This window comes from Frankia sp. CcI49 (genome assembly GCF_001983215.1).
Taxonomy (GTDB): domain Bacteria; phylum Actinomycetota; class Actinomycetes; order Frankiales; family Frankiaceae; genus Parafrankia; species Parafrankia irregularis.
On record NZ_MOWP01000049.1, the window covers coordinates 1 to 16,985 of the forward strand.

13 protein-coding genes and 1 pseudogene are annotated in these 16,985 nt (G+C 69.3%); 7 read left to right on the forward strand and 7 right to left on the reverse strand.

Going from position 1 to position 16,985, the window contains the following annotated elements; genetic code table 11:
• The 5 genes and pseudogenes from CcI49_RS37285 to CcI49_RS37310 all read right to left on the reverse strand — a co-directional run.
• Positions 1-611 (reverse strand): annotated as a pseudogene (locus CcI49_RS37285) (dihydrodipicolinate reductase); the annotation flags it as partial.
• Between the two features lie 56 nt (positions 612-667).
• Positions 668-1,645 (reverse strand): LLM class flavin-dependent oxidoreductase, encoded by a 978-nt coding sequence (locus CcI49_RS37290; protein WP_054566374.1) that lies wholly within the window; start codon positions 1,643-1,645, stop codon positions 668-670.
• A 438-nt stretch (positions 1,646-2,083) separates the two neighbouring features.
• Entirely contained in the window at positions 2,084-2,590 is a 507-nt protein-coding gene (locus tag CcI49_RS37295; protein WP_076834348.1) for a cupin domain-containing protein, read from the reverse strand.
• 938 nt (positions 2,591-3,528) lie between these two features.
• Complete coding sequence (locus tag CcI49_RS37305; protein ID WP_076834350.1) at positions 3,529-4,872, reverse strand: ABC transporter substrate-binding protein; 1,344 nt, start codon at positions 4,870-4,872, stop codon at positions 3,529-3,531.
• A gap of 426 nt (positions 4,873-5,298) precedes the next feature.
• Positions 5,299-6,240, reverse strand: coding sequence for an alpha/beta hydrolase (locus CcI49_RS37310; RefSeq protein ID WP_054566371.1), 942 nt, complete (start codon positions 6,238-6,240; stop codon positions 5,299-5,301).
• Between the two features lie 238 nt (positions 6,241-6,478).
• Here CcI49_RS37310 and CcI49_RS37315 point away from each other — a divergent pair, with 238 nt between their 5' ends.
• The 7 genes from CcI49_RS37315 (at position 6,479) to CcI49_RS37345 (ending at position 15,465) form a co-directional block, all read left to right on the forward strand.
• Positions 6,479-7,462, forward strand: a complete 984-nt coding sequence (locus CcI49_RS37315; protein WP_054566615.1) for a helix-turn-helix domain-containing protein — start codon at positions 6,479-6,481, stop codon at positions 7,460-7,462.
• A gap of 389 nt (positions 7,463-7,851) precedes the next feature.
• On the forward strand, positions 7,852-9,057 hold the full coding sequence (locus tag CcI49_RS37320) for an amidohydrolase family protein (protein WP_076834352.1): 1,206 nt from the start codon (positions 7,852-7,854) through the stop codon (positions 9,055-9,057).
• A gap of 140 nt (positions 9,058-9,197) precedes the next feature.
• Positions 9,198-10,286, forward strand: coding sequence for a TIGR03617 family F420-dependent LLM class oxidoreductase (locus CcI49_RS37325; RefSeq protein WP_076834354.1), 1,089 nt, complete (start codon positions 9,198-9,200; stop codon positions 10,284-10,286).
• Entirely contained in the window at positions 10,283-11,077 is a 795-nt protein-coding gene (locus CcI49_RS37330; RefSeq protein ID WP_054566369.1) for an enoyl-CoA hydratase-related protein, read from the forward strand. The genes CcI49_RS37325 and CcI49_RS37330 overlap by 4 nt, the downstream gene beginning before the upstream one ends.
• Positions 11,078-11,117: 40 nt before the next feature.
• Positions 11,118-12,020 carry an SDR family oxidoreductase gene (locus CcI49_RS37335; protein ID WP_054566368.1) on the forward strand — a complete coding sequence of 301 codons (903 nt, stop codon included), beginning with the start codon at positions 11,118-11,120 and terminating at the stop codon, positions 12,018-12,020.
• Positions 12,021-12,209: 189 nt separating this feature from the next.
• Positions 12,210-14,393, forward strand: coding sequence for an acyl-CoA dehydrogenase (locus tag CcI49_RS37340; RefSeq protein ID WP_054566367.1), 2,184 nt, complete (start codon positions 12,210-12,212; stop codon positions 14,391-14,393).
• Positions 14,394-14,748: 355 nt separating this feature from the next.
• Positions 14,749-15,465: a TetR/AcrR family transcriptional regulator gene (locus CcI49_RS37345; RefSeq protein WP_076834356.1), complete on the forward strand. Its 717-nt coding sequence runs from the start codon at positions 14,749-14,751 to the stop codon at positions 15,463-15,465.
• A gap of 191 nt (positions 15,466-15,656) precedes the next feature.
• On the opposite strand, the gene CcI49_RS37350 is transcribed toward CcI49_RS37345, so the two are convergent.
• Positions 15,657-16,244: a GNAT family protein gene (locus CcI49_RS37350; RefSeq protein WP_347280174.1), complete on the reverse strand. Its 588-nt coding sequence runs from the start codon at positions 16,242-16,244 to the stop codon at positions 15,657-15,659.
• Positions 16,244-16,978, reverse strand: a complete 735-nt coding sequence (locus tag CcI49_RS37355) for a methyltransferase (protein WP_235497857.1) — start codon at positions 16,976-16,978, stop codon at positions 16,244-16,246. Before CcI49_RS37355 ends, CcI49_RS37350 begins: the two co-directional genes overlap by 1 nt.
• Positions 16,979-16,985: the final 7 nt, after the last annotated feature.

Genomic DNA, 16,985 nt, shown 5'->3' on the forward strand with positions numbered 1-16,985 from the left:
TCGGCCATCATCTCGACGGCGTCGACGAAGACAAGCTGCCGGTTCTTCGCGAGCTCGGCGAGGCCGGGCGTGTCGGGCGGGACGGCGAAGCCGGTCTCCAGCCAGGTCTGCGGCGAGGCATAAGCAGTGCAGTCGACGGACTCCAGGACGGACACCCGGTCCACCCGGCGGCACACCGCGGTGGCCATCAGGCCGAGGGCGTTGGCGTAGCCGGGGTTGATGCCGGTGCCGTACAGCGACACCCCGCCGCGTTTCGCGGCGTCGTCGAGGCGGCGCATGGCCTCGTCGCCGTAGGAACGGCCGGTGATGAAGTTCGCGGTCGAGACGACGTTGATACCGGCCTCCAGCAGCCGGACCATCTCGTCCACCTGCCAGTGCAGCGGCATGTAGAGGACGACGTCCGGCCGCAGGCCGAGGATCTCCTCGACGCTGTCGGTGGCCACCACCCCGACGGGGTCGATACCGCAGAGCTCACCGACGTCCGTTCCTGCCTTGTCGGCGCTCCAGGAGAAGCACCCGACGAGATCGAGGTCCGGGTGGGCCAGGACCGTGCGCACCGCGCTGCGACCGACGATGCCCGTGGTCCACTGAACGACTCGTATCGGCAACATCGCACCTTTCATCGGAGGGTTGTTCTCAGAGGTTCTGCCCTGCTGGTTGAGCCGCCTCACCGGGCGAGAGCGGGCATGACCTGCTCGTCGACGACCTTCAGGTACCGCCACGCGATCTCCGGCGGAAGTCCGCCGATGAGCGGGTGCAGCCCGAGCGGCGCGCCGGTCCGGACATGCTCGATGGCCTCGGGCACCGACAGGATCCGGTGGCTGCGGTTCTCCCTACGGAGCTCCTCGGCCGTTTCGACGAACGACAGGCTGGCGGTGTCGGTGTTGCCCTCGTTCCACGCGGCGTAGCTGCGCACGTCGTGCATGAGGTATGGGCCGAGCTCCTCCCAGGCGGCGTCGACGTCCTCGGCGACGAACATCGTCGTCGTGGCGTCGTCCGGCGTCAGCACGCACATGCCGGGCTCGTGACCGGCGGCGCGGGCGGCCTCCTCGTAGGCGACCCGAAGCTCGGGGTCGCCCTTCTGCGCGAAGAACCCGATGCCGTTGCGGCCGGCCCGCCGGGCCGCGGCGATGCTGCCGCCGCCCCAGGAAACCATCGGCCCGCCTGGCGTCACCGGCGCGGGAGTGACCTGGATCCGGCGGCCCTGGTATTCGAAGGCCTCGCCGGTCTTGGCCCGCAGAAGCACTTCGATCTTCTCATCGGCGATCTTGCCGCGGCGATGGTAGTCGACGCCGTACATCTCGTATTCGGCAGGGCGGTACCCGATGGCCATGACGTGCATGACACGGCCCTTGCTGATGATGTCGAGGACCGCCAGCTCCTCGGCGAGCTGAACCGGGTCGTGCAACGGGAGGATGACGATCGCGATCATGATCGTCAGTGTGCTGGTGCGGGCGGCCATCGCGCTGGCCAGTGTCAGGGGAGCGGGCAGATAGCCGTCACTGGCCATGTGGTGCTCACAGAGGAGCGCTGACAGGCAGCCACGGGACTCCGCCCAGGAAGCCATCTCCAGGGCAGCGGCGTATAACTCGGTGGCAGGGGCGCCGGTCTCCGGGGCCCGCATGTCGAAGCGCAGGGTGAACACGCCAGAAACCTCCAGAAGCAGTTGATACCGAGGTGTCGAACTCAGGCACTGGGATGCACAGCGATCCGGAGGGCGCCTGACCCCGGCGCACGAGTTCCAGGGCATGCAGGTCGCCAGGGGGGCCGAGCCGTCCGCGCCGGAATGTGCCAGACGGCCCCGGTGAGGCGGCGGACGAACACTGCGCTGGCCACGAACGCCGCCATCCATGGCTTCTCCCCCAGCGCGTCGGGTTTCGCCGCCGCATGGCGCGGAGTAAGCCGGTGGCGTACCTTCCAACGGTTAACCGGGACCGCGCCACTACGGCCTTCAGAAGCAGGCCATGGGCGATGCAGACTGCCTCAGAAATCCGTTCAGGTACTTGGGGACCACGATCTCAAGCTGTCCGCTGCCGAGCCTGCGGAAAGGAGTTTGCCGTGTCGACTCGACGCGGCTCGACGCTCAGGCGCCGGCGGTGGCAGCGAGCCAACGGTCCTGATTGGCGACCGCGGCCGCGATGATAGGCTTCCAGCGTTCAGCGGTCTGGTCAAGGATTCTGTTGTCGAAGCTCGTTGACGTACGGAATTCCAGTACCTCAACACCCTCGTCACCTGCGGTGTACGCGTACGGGGCGTCAGCCTTGATGAAGAACCCGTCTCCGGCCTTCAGCACCCTGCTGCCCATCAGGATCTCGCCGGAGAGGACGTAGTAGAGGCAGTCCGCGGAGTGGCTGTGCCGGGGTAGCCGGAAGCCGGCGCCGAACCACGAGTAGACGAGACTGAAGCCATCTGGCCCCTCTCCCTTGAAGAGAACCCTGACGCGCTGGCCGTGCACGATGGGGGTGAGATCGAGCTGCTCATACACGGCCTCGTCGATCGTGGGAGGCGACATAATGCCGTCATCGTCGATCGGCGTGGCGTCCTCGGATCGAAAGAACACCATCTTGGCGGACCTGGCGTCCTGAGTCATCGGATGTCTCCTTTGTGTCGGGGCGCAAATCCCACGCATGCCGGCCAGATATCGTGAAGGGGTCCTTGCACCGCCGGCAAGCGTAAGCGTCGCTCGGTGAATCAGCGGCGCCAGCGCGCGGAATTCGTAGGCCGCGGGACTCTGGGGCTGGTAGGCACATCGGCGCCGGCAAATGTGCGCGAGATCGGCTTTGCGGTCGACACAGGCTTCTCCTCGGGCGGCACCGGCAGCTCAGCAAGCTTCCTGCGGTCATGGGCCGAAGCTGGCGCGCCTAGTCTTACAGGGATGCAATCGCCAAATCAACGGTCGCATTATGCAGACGATGGGGACTGGGTCGGCTGAAGTCCGGGACATCGTGCGCCCACCCGCCGCCAGGGGCGCTCGGCGCAGCCAGGCTCCCGGGCGGGCGACCAGGAGCCTGACAAGGTCGAAGGTCCTCCGCCGCTCGCGCACGTCCGGTTCGGGTCAGGGTGTCGAGACCGACGGGTTGTCTGGCGGGAGGCGGCAGCCCCAGCGCTGGCCACCTCGCCACCGTGATCAGATAATGGATACATTATGCACTCAATGATCCTTGCGTGCAAGCCGCCACGGCCATGATCGCGCACGGCCGGACGCGACAGGCCTGGCTACTCCCTCACGCCGACATGTTCCGGCGGTCAGTCATGCCGCTTTGACCCGGCCTTGACCGGCTCCCTCGGCAGCTGCGTCCGCGGCTGCCGCCCCGGCCGCCCGTTACCGTGCCTGCGCGGTCAACGCCCCGGTGTTCGACGCCGAGGGCAAGGTTGTTCTCGTGCTCTGCCTACTCCCGACACCCGGCCACAGCGGAGTGCCGGCCCGTACCGGAGCCGAGCTGCTCACACTGGGAGACCGAATACAGGCCGCCTGCTCACCGACACGATCGCCACGGGCAGGACGACGCTCTGAGGCCGGACCCCCGGTCAGGATGCCTTGGCGATGGCGCCGCACTGCAGTCCGGGCGCGCTCCAGGTTCCATTGGTGAGATGTGCCAGTGTCCCGCAGGGCGAGGGTGCGACGTGGTTGAGGGGCCAGCGGGTCTCCGGGACCGCGCCAGGGACGTAGTTGGTGTAGTTGGTGTTGAGGGTCTTCAGGAAGCTGTCGACAGTGAGGTTCTCGCCGGTCTTCTGGAGGGCCTTGACCAGCATGTCCGCAGCCCAGTAGCCGGCTGTCGCCGTGAGGCTCAGGGCGGTGCCGGGAGAGTACTTCCTGAAGTCCGCGACCATCTGCGCGACGGCCGGAACGTCGGTGGCGAAGCCGCCCTGCCACCCCAGCAGGGCATATGTGCCTTCGAGTTCGGGCACGGTCGAGACCCGGGGGTCGTAGAGCGGTGAGACGATCATGCCCTTGTAGCCGGCTGCTTTCAGAGAACCGGAGAGCTTCACCGCGTCACCGAACTGGGCGACGAAGAAGACGACGGCCGGGGGCTTGCCCGAGTCGGCCCGCATGATGTCGTTGACGATCGAGGTGGCGTCCTTCAGCCCGGAGATCGGGATGGGCGACTCCTCGTAGACGATCTTGAAGCCGCCCGCCTGCATGCCCTGGCCGACGGTGATGATGCCCTGTCGGGCCGAGTCGTTGTCGAGACCGATCAGCGCCGCCGTCCTGGCGGTGCCCGCGGGCAGCGCGTTGGCCATGGTCAGCGCGCCGCCCGTGTCGTAGGCGCGTGGGTCGCCGGTCTTCGGGGTCGCGCATCCGGTGATCCCGAAGCCGATGGCGTTGCCGCAGAACCCCGAGTTGCCGCCCCAGCCGAAGAACGGCATCTCCGCAGAGCAGAACGCGTCGATGTAGTTGGCGTCGATTGTCTGGACGAATGCGGCGAAGGGCTGGTCCTTCTCGACGAGGGCCTCGGCCTGGCCGCCGTTCCGGCCGGCGTCGCCTGTGTCATCGCGGGTACCGAGCAGGTCGATCGTCCGGCCGTTGACACCGCCCGCGGTGTTCGCCGCGTCGATGCGGACCTTCGCACCGGTGGGGAAGTCGCCGAAGGCGACGCCTCCCGGGCTGGTCGCCGTCGCGAGCAACCCGATCCTGACCGAGGTCGCGGTGACACCACGGTTCGGGTTCGACGCTGGCGCGCTGCACGCCAGGCTGTTCGCACCAACGGTGACGTTCGTCTGGCTCCACCCGTGGTCCGGGCCGAGCTTGCTGAGCGCCGGGTTCACGGTGACCGTCCCGGCACTACTCCCCTTCGAGCCGGCCGAGCAGCCGGCGACGCCGACGGCGCAGGCCACGGATAAGACCAGGGCGACCCGACCATAATGTCGCATTGCGAGTGCTCCTTCTCTGAAAGATCGCGAGGGCAGACGGATCCGACCTACCAGAAGGCGAATAACTGGAAAGGGATCCGCCGGGTGAACGTCGTGGAGATTCTCGCCGCCGCGGGTTGCGGCCTCTCCTACGGGCCTGCATCAACAACGCACACCCCTGCATATAAAACGAGCAATATTATTCATGGCCGACCGACGAGGTGACCACAATGGCCGAGATCACCGACGTCGGCGGGGGCGCGTCGCATGTGACGACACGGGTGCCGGGAAGGCACCGCATGGTCATGTCCTATTTGCGAGGGCCGATCGAGGCGGTGAAACTCCGCCAGAAATCGACCGGCTCCGCAACCGCCGCGACGGACGCGGAACCGGGGTCACACAGTCTACGGGGCCCTGTCGACCGGATTCTGGTGAGCCGGACCGGTGTCAGCCCATCCGGCGGTGGCGGTCGAGAAACCTACGCATCTCGGCGTACATCTCGAGATCCTCCGGGCTGGTGCCGCCGAATCCGCCATGGGGCATCGCCTCGAAGACGTGTAGTTCCGCCTCGACGCCGGCGGACCGTAGTCGGCGATGCATGCGGACCGTGTTGGACAGGAACAGATCCCGGGTGCCGGACTGCAGGAAGGTCGGCGGGAATCCGACGAGGTCGGCGAACAGCGGGGACAGGTGCGGATCGGACAGGTCATGGCCGTCGGCGTAGAGCAGGTTCACGTCGTGGAGGCTTCCGAGGACGTTGTCGAACAGCCTGTTGGTGAAGAAGGTGTCGCCTGACTCGGTGAGATCGGCCTCGGGGCTGAGCAGCACCAGAGCGGCGGGCATCGGCAGACCTTCCTCCTTCGCCCGCACGAGCAGTGCCGCCGCGAGGTTCCCACCCGCGGAGCCTCCGCCGACGAAGATGTCCGAAGGTTCGCGTTTCTCAAGAAGTGCCCGGTAGACGGCGACACAGTCATCGAGCGCGGCCGGATAGGGATGGGACGGCGGCATCCGGTAGTCCACACCCCACGTGATCATTCCGTTGATCATCGCGGTGGCCGAACTGATCAGACGGCACACCTCTCCACCGCCCGTGATCAGTGCCCCTCCGTGGACGTCGAGGTAGATCGGAGTCTCCTCGGTTGACATACCTTGCAAATTCAGGACAAAGGTGCGCACCCCCCCGATCTTCGTGTCCTGCACGTCCACCGGGAAATCGAAGCCGGAAAATCGCTCCCGGAGGGCTGAATCGGCGATGTCGATGAGTCGCGACCACGCCGGGGCGTCGGCCAGAGCCGGATAGGTGGCCCGGTCAGGCGCGGGAGCTGCCAGGAACTGGCGTGCGACCTCACTGACACTCGTCGGAACGTGCACGCCGGTCTGGTCGCTCATGCTGCTCCGTCTCTTCCTCAGGCAGCCGAGGTGGCGGAGTGCCTCGGCATGACGAGTCCCCGCGATTCTGGCCGCTCGCCGGGGCCGCCGATAGCCGCCAACCGACGGGCGCGGCCCGCCGAATGGCGTGTGGATCACCGTCACCGGCTCGGCCAGGTGCGTGAGTCCCGCGGCAGGTCGCACGTCCGAGATCTACGGCCACTGGCCGGCGTGCGCGGCAGGGGGCGATTATGAGCCGATGAGGGAGCTCGCGGTGCGGCTGGCGGACCTGGACGAGGAGGCGGCCGTCGCGATTCGTGTGATCGCCCATTTCGATCTGCTGGTGGCGAGCCGGGCCAATCTGCCGGCGATCGTGGCAAGTGCCGCGGAGCTTGCCGCCTGCCCGGTGCGGCTGGCTGACCCGATCGGGCGGCACGCCGTGCGCGTGCTGCCCGACGGCACCCCGCAGTCGCCGTCATCCGCCCCTGATCCGACCTGGCCTACGGCCGCGGTCAACGCGGTCGGCGCGGCGCTGTGGTTGGAAGCGCGCCGGCCGGTTCCAACCCTCCAGGCCGTCGTGCTCGAACGTGCGGCGGCCGCGGTCCGGGCGGCCTTGGAGAGGACCGCCGGCCAGGCTCACCTCGACGAGTCCGCCTCGCTCGAACTGGTCCTCGATGCCCGGGTCTCCAAGAGCGACCGGCTCGCGGCGGTACGTCGGCTGCGGCTGCCCGCACGCGTCCGGGCCATCGCGTTGGAGGACGGAACCGCGCTCGTGCTGGCCCATGACGCCAGGCGGATCCAGAAGCAGCGCGCCGGGATCGGCCCGGCGGTCGAGCCCGCCGACCTTCCGGCCTCGTGGGACGCGGCCCGACTGGCACTGCGGCTCACCGCTGACGGCACCGAGGCCGACCCGGGCCCTCGGGTCGTGCACGCCGATGAGCTCGGCGTCCTCGCCCTTCTGATCCCGGCGGTCGACTCGTGCCCGCGGGCGGTGCCTGACATCCAGGCGCTCCACCGGACCGCGGCGACAGCTCCCTGGATGCTCGCCACGCTCGACGCGGTCGCGAGTACTGGCAGCCTTCGTGACGCGGCGAGAACGCTGAACGTGCACCACTCCACGCTTCAGGGCCGGCTCGCGCACGCCGAGGTTGTCCTTGGATGGCCGCTGAAGGAACCGGCGGGCCGGTTAAGGCTGCAGCTCGCCCTCGCGTCACGGCGGATCCTGCGCTCAGCGACGGCCTGATGAGGCGGGGTGGCCATTCCATCCAGACGGCCATCTCAAGATTATGTTCCGCGCGGGTCACCTCGCGGGTCGTCGACCGGCCGCAGTAGAGGTCGACGTAGGACTCACGGCCAACCTCCGCCAGTCCGTCGGCGCCTCGACGGGCGGCGTCCCGGGCCCCGGGCCGCCTGCTTACCGCGCCAGAGCAGCCGGCGCTTCCGCGAAGGCAACGGCGTCCTCCAGGCCGTTCGCCAACCTGACGCACCCCGTGATCTTCCGCTGCCGCTCCCACGCCTCGACCGGCGCCCACTGCGTCGATCCGGCTAAGACCGACCTTTCGACTTTACGCCCAATGTTACAGGTGTTACAGTGCCCTGGTCGGCAGCAGCCATTATTGCTCTGGAGGGTACATGGAGGCCGAATCCGCGACGGCCGAAGAGCCGGTGGTCATAGTGTCGGCAGACTGCCACGCCGGTGCGCCTTTACTCGGCTATCGCGACTATCTTCCGCGGACATGGCACGACGATTTCGACAGCTGGTCGCGCGATTTTGTGAATCCCTGGAGCGATCTCGACGAGGTGCGTGCGGACCGCAACTGGAACAGCACGAAACGCCTGGGTCACCTCGACGAGGACGGCATCGTCGCCGAGGTGATCTTCCCGAACACGAATCCGCCGTTCTGCCCGCAGACCGCGCTCGTCGCCGGTCCCCCGACTGCGGCTGACTACCCGCGCCGCTGGGCCGGGTTGAAAGCACACAACCGCTGGCTCGCCGACTTCTGCCGCGAAGTGCCCGGCCGGCGGGCCGGGATCGCGCAGGTGCTGTTCAACGAGCCGGACGAGGCGGTCAGAGAGCTCACCTGGGCCCGCGACAACGGGCTGACCGGAGGCATCCTGCTGCCGCCGATCCCGCCGGGCGCGCCGATCCCGCCGATCTGGGACGAGAGCTACGAACCGATCTGGGCGGCGTGCGCCGACCTCGACATCCCGATCAACCACCACGGCGGCAGCGGGTCGCCGGACTACGGCGGCAAGCCGGGCATGGCCCGGCTCGTGTACCTCCAGGAGTTCACCTTCTACTCGCACCGCAACCTGTGGCTGCTGATCTGGTCCGGCCTTTTCGAGCGGCATCCGACTCTGCGCTACGTGGTCACCGAGCAGAGCTTCGACGGCGTACTCAACGACGCACTGACGCACGACGGCCTGCACTCCGTCCTCGCCGGCAAGGTGGAGTACGACACCGGCGACGCCATGCGCGAGCTGGTGGGTCCGAAGTTCATCGAAGGCCTGGGGCAGGCGCCGAGCGAGTTCCTGCGGGAGAACATCTGGTTCGGAGTGAGCTTCATGCGGGCCGCTGATGCCGGCCGCCGGCACGAGGCCGGCGTCGAACGCATGATGTGGGGCAGCGACTACCCGCACACCGAGGGCACCTGGCCCGACAGCCGAGGTTCCATCGCAGCCGCCGTCGCCGGAGTGCCGCCGGCGGAGGCGCGGCGCATCCTCGGCCTCAACGCGATCGACTTCTACCGTTTCGACGCCGAGCTGCTGACCTCGGCAGCCGCCGAGCTCGGACCGACGCCTGCCCAGCTCGGTCTCGCTCCCGATGGGGCCGCCTGACGGACGCCCAGGTATCCGCCGAATCGACGGGCGGAGCCTGGCGCCACCGCCAGAATCGCGCCCGGCCTCGTTGGACAGAGGCGGCAGAGGCCATACCGCTGTGCGCATTTTGATCGGGAGACGAGGAGCGGAAGCCGGCGATGGCGCTGAAGCTGGATGTGATGTTGTCGAATTCGGTCGTGGACGCGGCCGAGCGGGCCCGGGCGCTGGAGCGTGCCGGGGTGGACGGGGTGTTCAGCTTCGAGAACTCGCATGATTTGTTCTTTCCACTGGTCGCGGCAGCGCCGGTGTGTTCGCTGGATCTGATGACGAACGTCGCGATCGCGTTTCCGCGCAGCCCGCTGCATCTGGCGCACGCGGCTTATGATCTGCAGTTGCTGTCGCAGGGCCGGTTCCGGCTCGGGCTCGGCTCGCAGGTGCGGGCGCACGTGGAGAAGCGGTACGGCGCCCGGTGGGGTCGGCCGGTGGCGCAGATGCGCGAGTGGGTTCAGGCGACGAAGGCGATCCTGGGCAGCTGGCAGGACGGCGCCCGGCTGGACTTCCGCGGCGAATACACCACCCACACCTTGATGACCCCGGCGTTCAATCCGGGGCCGAACCCGTACGGTGTGCCGAAGGTGCTGGTGGGCGCGCTTGGGCCGAAGATGAACCAGATGGCGGCCGAGGTCGCCGACGGGATCCTGGTGATGCCGTTCAACAGCGACCGGCATATGCGGGAACGCACGATGCCGGCGATCGAGGCCGGCCTCGCCGCCGCCGGCCGTAGCCGCGCCGACCTGGAGATCACCGCCGAGGTGATCGTCGCGGTCGGGCGTTCGGAGCAGGAGCTGGCCGCGGCGCGGGCGGCGCGCAGCCTGATCGGGTTCTACGGCTCGACTCCGTCCTACCGGCCGGTGCTGGAGGTGGAGGGCTGGGGCGACCTGCAGCCCGAGCTCAACGCGCGCTCCAAGCGCGGGGACTGGGCCGGGATGACCGAGCTGGTCACGGACGAGATGTTCGAGACCATCGCCGTCTGCGGCACCCCTGACCAGGTGGCCGAGGAGATCGTCCGCCGCTACGGCGACTGTGACCGGGTCTGTGCCTATTTCCCCGGCTACCCGGTCGGTGACGACCTTTTCGGTGACGTGGCACGGTCGTTGCACGCCGCGTCCGCGAAGGCCGACGGCCAGGCCTCCGCCGCCGCCCCCGCCGCCGCCTCCGCCTCCGCCTCCGGGACGGTGCAACGGTGACGGTCCTGTTCGACCTCACCGACGGCGTCGCAACGCTCACCCTGCACCGGCCCGAGGTGCGTAACGCGTTCGGCGGCTCGATGGCCCGCGACCTCGTGGCGGCGTACGAGCGGTGCGACACCGACGACGCGGTCCGGGCGGTCGTGCTGACGGGAACGCCGCCGGCGTTCTGCGCCGGCGCGGACATGACGTCCGGCGGGGACACGTTCGCCCGTCCCGGCAGCGCGGCGTTCAGCGCGGCGGGGCTGAGCATGCCGGCGTGGCGGGTGCGTAAGCCCGTCATCGCGGCGGTCAACGGCCACGCGATCGGCATCGGCTTCACCCTGACCCTGCAGTGCGACATCCGGATCTTCGCGGCCGACGCGAAGTACGGCATCGTCCAGGCCCGTCGTGGCGTGCTCGGGGATGCCTACTCGCACTGGACGCTGCCCCGGATCGCGGGCATGTCCGGCGCGGCGGAGATCCTGCTGACCGGGCGCACGTTCGACGGCCAGGAGGCCCGAGAGCTGGGCGTCTGCAGCCGGGTGCTGCCGAACGAGGAGGTCCTGCCCGCAGCCCTGGAGATCGCCCGGGACATCGCGGTCAACACCGCCCCGCTGTCCGTCGCGTACAGCAAGCGGCTGCTCTGGGACACCTGGGGACTGGACCCCGCCGGCGTGGAGGCCCGGGAGACGGCTGCCCACCACCACACCATGGGCGCACCGGACGCCAAGGAAGGCGTCCTGGCCTTCCTGGAACGGCGGTCGCCGCGCTGGCGGGGCAGCGTCGCCGCCGAGTGGTCCGACGACTGACCGTGCCTACGCGCCACGCCACAACAGAAGGAACTCGACTATGAACAACGGCGTCACCCAGCCGGTCGCGATCGTCACGGGTGCGAACACCGGCATCGGCCTCGAAACGGCCCTCGGCCTGGCGGAGCGGGGCCTGCGGGTCGTCGCCACCGCGAGAGACCCGCGCCGCGGCTCCGCGGCGGTGGCCGAGATCGAGCGCCGGACCGGCAAGGCCGTCGACCTCGTGCCGCTCGATCTGGCGTCGTTCGCCTCGATCCGCGAGTTCGCCGCGACCGTACTGGACCGCTACCCGCGCATCGACGTCCTCGTCCACAACGCGGGGCTCGCGCCGGGCGGGCACCGCTGGGAGACGGCGGAGGGGTTCGAGGCGGCGTTCGGCGTCAACCACCTAGGCCCGTTCCTGCTGACCAGCCTGCTGCGGGAACGGATCATCGCGAGCGCACCGGCCCGGATCGTGATCGTCTCGTCCGGTGCCTACCGCGCGGCACCGGACGGCCTCTGCTTCGACGACCTACAGCACCGCGAGCGCTTCCACTCGCTCCAGGTCTACGCGGAGTCCAAGCTCGCCAACCTCTACTTCATGCAGATCCTGGCCCGCCAGCTCGCCGGCTCCGGCGTGACCGTCAACGCCCTCAACCCGGGCTACGTCGCCACCCAGCTGGGCCAGCCCCGCGAAGCCGACCTCGCGCACGCGGTCACCGTGCCACGCGACAACGTGGCGTCAAACGCCGCGCTGGCGAATCTCCCGGAGCCGCTGACCGCCGTGCGAGGCGCCGTCCCCTCGATCACCCTGGCCACGTCCCCGGAGCTCGCCACGACCACCGGCGTCTACTTCGACCGGCGCAAGCCGGCGACGCTGAGCACCGTCGCCGCCGACCTGGGCCTCGCCCAGCGGCTCTGGGACGAGAGCGAACAACTCGTCGCCCTGCACCCCGCCCACTGACCCGCACGGCTCTGGCCTGGCTGCCCACGATCGCGGGCACGGGCACGGGCACGGGCAGCCGGGCACGGGCAGCCGGGCCCACCGCGCCGGACCTGGGCGGGCCGTCACGCTCGCGCAGTTTTTGCTCAATGCCCTGAGAGTCCCAGATGGGCCGACGGCTTGCTCGTCGGCCGCGAGGAGTGATGCACCGTGTCCATTGGTCTTGACGAGGACCACGCCGCCCTCGCGGACGCCGTGCGCGGCTTCGTCGCTCGGCACGCCGGGTCCGAGCGGGTCCGAGCGGGGTCGGAAGAGTGGGTCGCGGGCACCGCTCCCGACTACTGGCAGGCGCTCGTCGATCAGGGACTGACCTCGCTGCACCTGCCGGAGGATCTCGGCGGCGCCGAGGCGGGGGCGCTGGCACTGGCGGTCGTCGTCGAGGAGAGCGCACGCGGGCTGCTGCCCGGCCCGCTGCTGCCCAGCGTGCTGACCAGCAGCGTGCTGGCCCGGTATGGCGACGACAGCCTGCGCAAGCGGCTGCTGCCAGCGCTCGCGGCCGGCACGACCGGGGCCACGGCGCTCGCGGCCGACGGCGTCACAGCCACGCCCGGCCCCGACGGCAACTACCGGGTCACCGGCACCACCCTGCCGGTGCTCGGCGCCCCCGGGGCGGCGATCCTGATTCTCGGCGCGACCACTCCGGACGGCGACGAGGTCTGGTTCACCGCCGAACCCGGCGGCGGCATCGAGGCGACCGCAGGCGCACCGGTCGACCACACCCGCGCCGTCGGGACGGTGACCCTGACCGACGTCACCGTCGGCCCGGAACAGGTCCTCGACGTGTACTCCGCACAGGTCCGAGCGGTCGCGGCGGTGCTGTTCGCCGCCGAGGCGGTCGGGCTCGCACGGTGGTGCGTCACGACCGGCATCGACTACGCGAAGATCCGCGAGCAGTTCGGCCGGCCCATCGGCTCGTTCCAGGCGATCAAGCACAAGTGCGCCCGGCTGTTCATCGACGTCGAGACGATGTCGGCGTCGGCCTGGGACGCAGCCCGCGCGATGGAGCAGGGCGACGAGCAACTCGCCCTCGCCGCCGCCGGCGCCGCGGTCGCCTGCCTGCCGCGAGCCACCGAGATCGGCCTGCAGACGATCACACTGCTGGGTGGGATCGGCTACACCTGGGAGCACGACGCCCACTTCTACTGGCGCCGAGCGATGGTCCTGGAGAACCTGCTGGGCCCGATCGCCGACTGGGAACATCTGACGGGCGAACTCGTCCAGCACACCGCCCGCGATTTCAGCATCGACCTGTCACACGCGGACGAGGCGTTCCGGGCCCGCGTCGCGGGAGTGCTCGCCGAGGTCGCGGCGCTGCCCGCCGAGGGGCCGGCCCGCCGGCAGCGGCTCGCGGACGAGGGGCTCGTCCTGCCGCACTACCCGAAGCCCTACGGCCTCGCCGCGAGCCCGGTCGAGCAGCTGGTGATCCAGCAGGAGTACGAACGGTCCGGGGTCACCCAGCCACGACTGATCATCGGTGACTGGGCGCTGCCGACGATCCTCGCGCACGGCACCCAGGAGCAGAAGGACTTCTTCGTGCCACCGACACTGCGCGGCGGCCTGCGCTGGTGCCAGCTGTTCAGCGAGCCGGGCGCCGGCTCCGACCTCGCGTCCCTGTCGACCCGGGCCGAGAAGACCGAAGGCGGCTGGCTGCTGACCGGTCAGAAGGTCTGGAACACCGGCACCCGGGAAGCGGACTACGGCATCTGCCTGGCCAGAACCGACCCTGCGGCCCCCAAGCACAAGGGCATCTCCTACTTCGTCGTCGACATGTTGGCCGCCGGCCTGGACATCCGGCCGCTGCGCGAGGCGAACGGCGGCTACCTGTTCAACGAGGTCTTCCTCGACGACGTCTTCGTACCCGATAACCGCCTGGTCGGGGAGGTCAACCAGGGCTGGCCGCTGGCCCGCACTACGCTCGGCAACGAGCGGGTCAGTATCAGCGGGATGCAGCACATCCCGACCCAACTACTCGACCTCGTCGCCTCGGGTGAGCTCGCCAGCGCGCCGCGGGACACGACACGCGAGGTCGGCGCCATGTTCGCCACCGCCCACGCGCTGGCTGCGATGGCCCTGCGCACCACCCAGCGCACCCTGTCCGGGCTGCGCCCCGGCGCGGAATCCAGCGTCTCCAAGGTCGCCTCCGGCTTCCTCGTCGCCGAGATCGGCCAGCGGTCGATGCGCTGGTTCGGTGCCAAGGCCGCGCTGGCCGACGGCCCCGCGGGTGCGCGCGTGGACCGCTACCTCAGCGTGCCGACACAGCTGATCGGCGGCGGCACCATGGAGATCCAGCTCAACGTCATCGCCGAGCGGATCCTGGGCCTGCCCCGCGGCTGACCGGGGCTGTCGTCTGTCGCACCCCGCCGCACACAGAGACAAGACACATGATCCCCGTGATCGGGCCGACGGCCGGTTGTGTGTCTCGGACCATGCCACCGACAGCGTCCGCACGGTGACCGAGAACGGGCCAACCGATTATGTCGCCGTCGTTCCCTATGACGCGTCCGATCTGGGCTGGCTGCCCGGAGGAGACTCACGGCCAAGTGAATCCGCCGCGCCGCCGACGAGCCATTACGAATGTCAAACCCGAGATCAGGACGTGATCGGTACGACGAATACCGCGCGGCGCTGGCGAATTTTCGCGGTACGTGTGGCAAATTGATGAGGGTGGCAGGTAGGTAACATCCGGACTGTGCGAGATGCCCTCACCCCGGACCAGGTGATCGCCGCTGCCCGATCGCTGCTGGAGCGGGACGGCTACCAGCAGTTCTCGATGCGCAGGCTCGCGGCCGAGCTGGGCGTGGCGCCGACCGCGATCTACTGGCACGTCGGCAACCGGGACGAGCTTCTCGACACCGTCCTCGGCCAGATGGGCGACACGATCGGCGCGGTAGGCGTCGTCGGCGCGTCGCCCGCGGAACGCATCGTGTCGGCCGCCACCTCCTTGCTGGGGAACATCAACGAACACCGCGGGCTGGTGGAGCTGGCCCATCAGCGGGGAATCCTGCTGGCGCTGCTGGGGCCGGCCCGGCTGGCACTGGCAGGCGAATTCGCCCGGGCGGGCCTGCACGGGGCTCAGGTCGCCGACGCGACCAATGCCGTCGTCCAGCTCGTCGGCGATCATGTGACGGTCGGCCATGTCGCCCGCGACTGGCCGGAACAGGCCGTCGGCGACGTTGTCGCCGACGCCATCGTTCCATCGCTCGACCCGACCGTGACCGCCACACTCAGCCGTCCGCCGAACCGCAGCCGCACCTTCGCCGTCATGCTGAACGCGCTGGTCGACGGACTGCTGAGGCAGCCGGCAGCGGAGTCGACCCAGTCCGCTCACGCGTCCGGGCGGACCTCGGCGCCAGAAGGCCCGGCCCGTGCGGCCGGCGGGGCCAGCGGCGCCCCGTCGAACCCGTAGAACTCAGGCCCGGTCAAGTCCGAGAACTCACCACGCCCTGGCCGCGGAACATCCACGACCGCCGCAGCGATGGATTTCCGGCTCGCACGACCATCACGGCGTACAGCCAAGTTGATCATGTACCCAGGTCAGCAGGTTACGGGGCGGTGGCGGACAGAACCGGCCGCTCGCTGTGCCGCCGTACGTCAGCGTCAGCTGCTGCTGCCGGGAGCACGATCATCGTGAGTGCGCCAGCCGTCCGGCGGGTGGGCCCTGGCCAGCCGTGCCCTCAGCCGGGTGCGACGATCAGGCCATTCCGACGCGATGATCGAATACATCGCGGAATCTCGCAGGAGGCCGTCCTCGCCAGGCGCCCAGGATTTCGACCAGTTCCGGAGCACACCTTCGAAGGTGCAACCAACGCCCTCGATCGCTGCGCGGGAGCGGCGGTTACGGGCGTCGGTCTTGAGATCGACACGGGCGGCGCCGCAACGCTCGAACGCGTTGCCGAACAGCAACAGCTTGGCTTCGGTGTTGATGCCGGTGCCCTGTGCGGATGAGGCCAGCCAGGTGAACCCGACCTCGACCGCGCACACTCCGATCCCCTGGGGCCAGGGCCGGAACTCCAGATAGGCAGTCGCCCCTACGGCGCGGCCGGTCGCCACCGCCACCTGTGCGTAGGGCACCACCGATCCGGCCGCGGCACGGGCGAGCTGGGCATCGATGTAGCCGCTCACCTCCGCAGCGGTGGGTACCCAGGTGAAGGCGTAGGAGCTGCGGTCCTCCTCGGCCGAGACCATCAGGTCGCGGGCATGGCCATGGCTGAGCAGTTCGAGCCGAACCAGGTCTCCCACCAGCGCCGAGGTGGCGAGTGCTCCGATCCCCCGACCCTGCGGGGGATCAACCCGCTCCTCTGGTGGACTGTCCGAGCACGGTGTGGTCGACACATAGGCCTCCATGTCGCGGCTCGCCCGACGCGCCTGGTATCCAGGCAGACCACCGACCCGATCGGACAACGATTCGGCCGGGCGCACCAGTCGACGACGAGATAGCCCGAGCGCGCGGCATGGTCGATCACCCCGACGGGGTCCGCGATCGAGGCCATCATGAGCATGAGGACGTCAAACGGCCCGGACAGCATCCGACACGTCACCTCCGCGCCGCTTTCACCGCCCCACAGCTCAGGGGCGGACGTTTTACCCGTAGGGGCGGCCAGGTAGGGCGGGTTGGCGATCGCGACCCGCTCCGGGCCGTCGAGGCCCCGGTCGAAGAAGTCACCTGGCTCGACGGAGTAGCCGGGCGGCGCCTTCAGCGCCGCCAGCCGGCTGGCGATCCGGAACGATTCCGGATCGCGCTCGAAGCCGCGGGCCTGAACCGGCATCTCGCAGCGCCGCAGCGCCTCGACGATCGGCAGGCCCGACCCGGCCCCGAGTTCGACAACACCATCACGCAGGTACGGGGCTACCGATGCTGAGCTGAGCAGCCGTTCGACGCACCAGGCATAGAAGGTGTACTCGACCGGGTCGTAGAACATGCCTGCC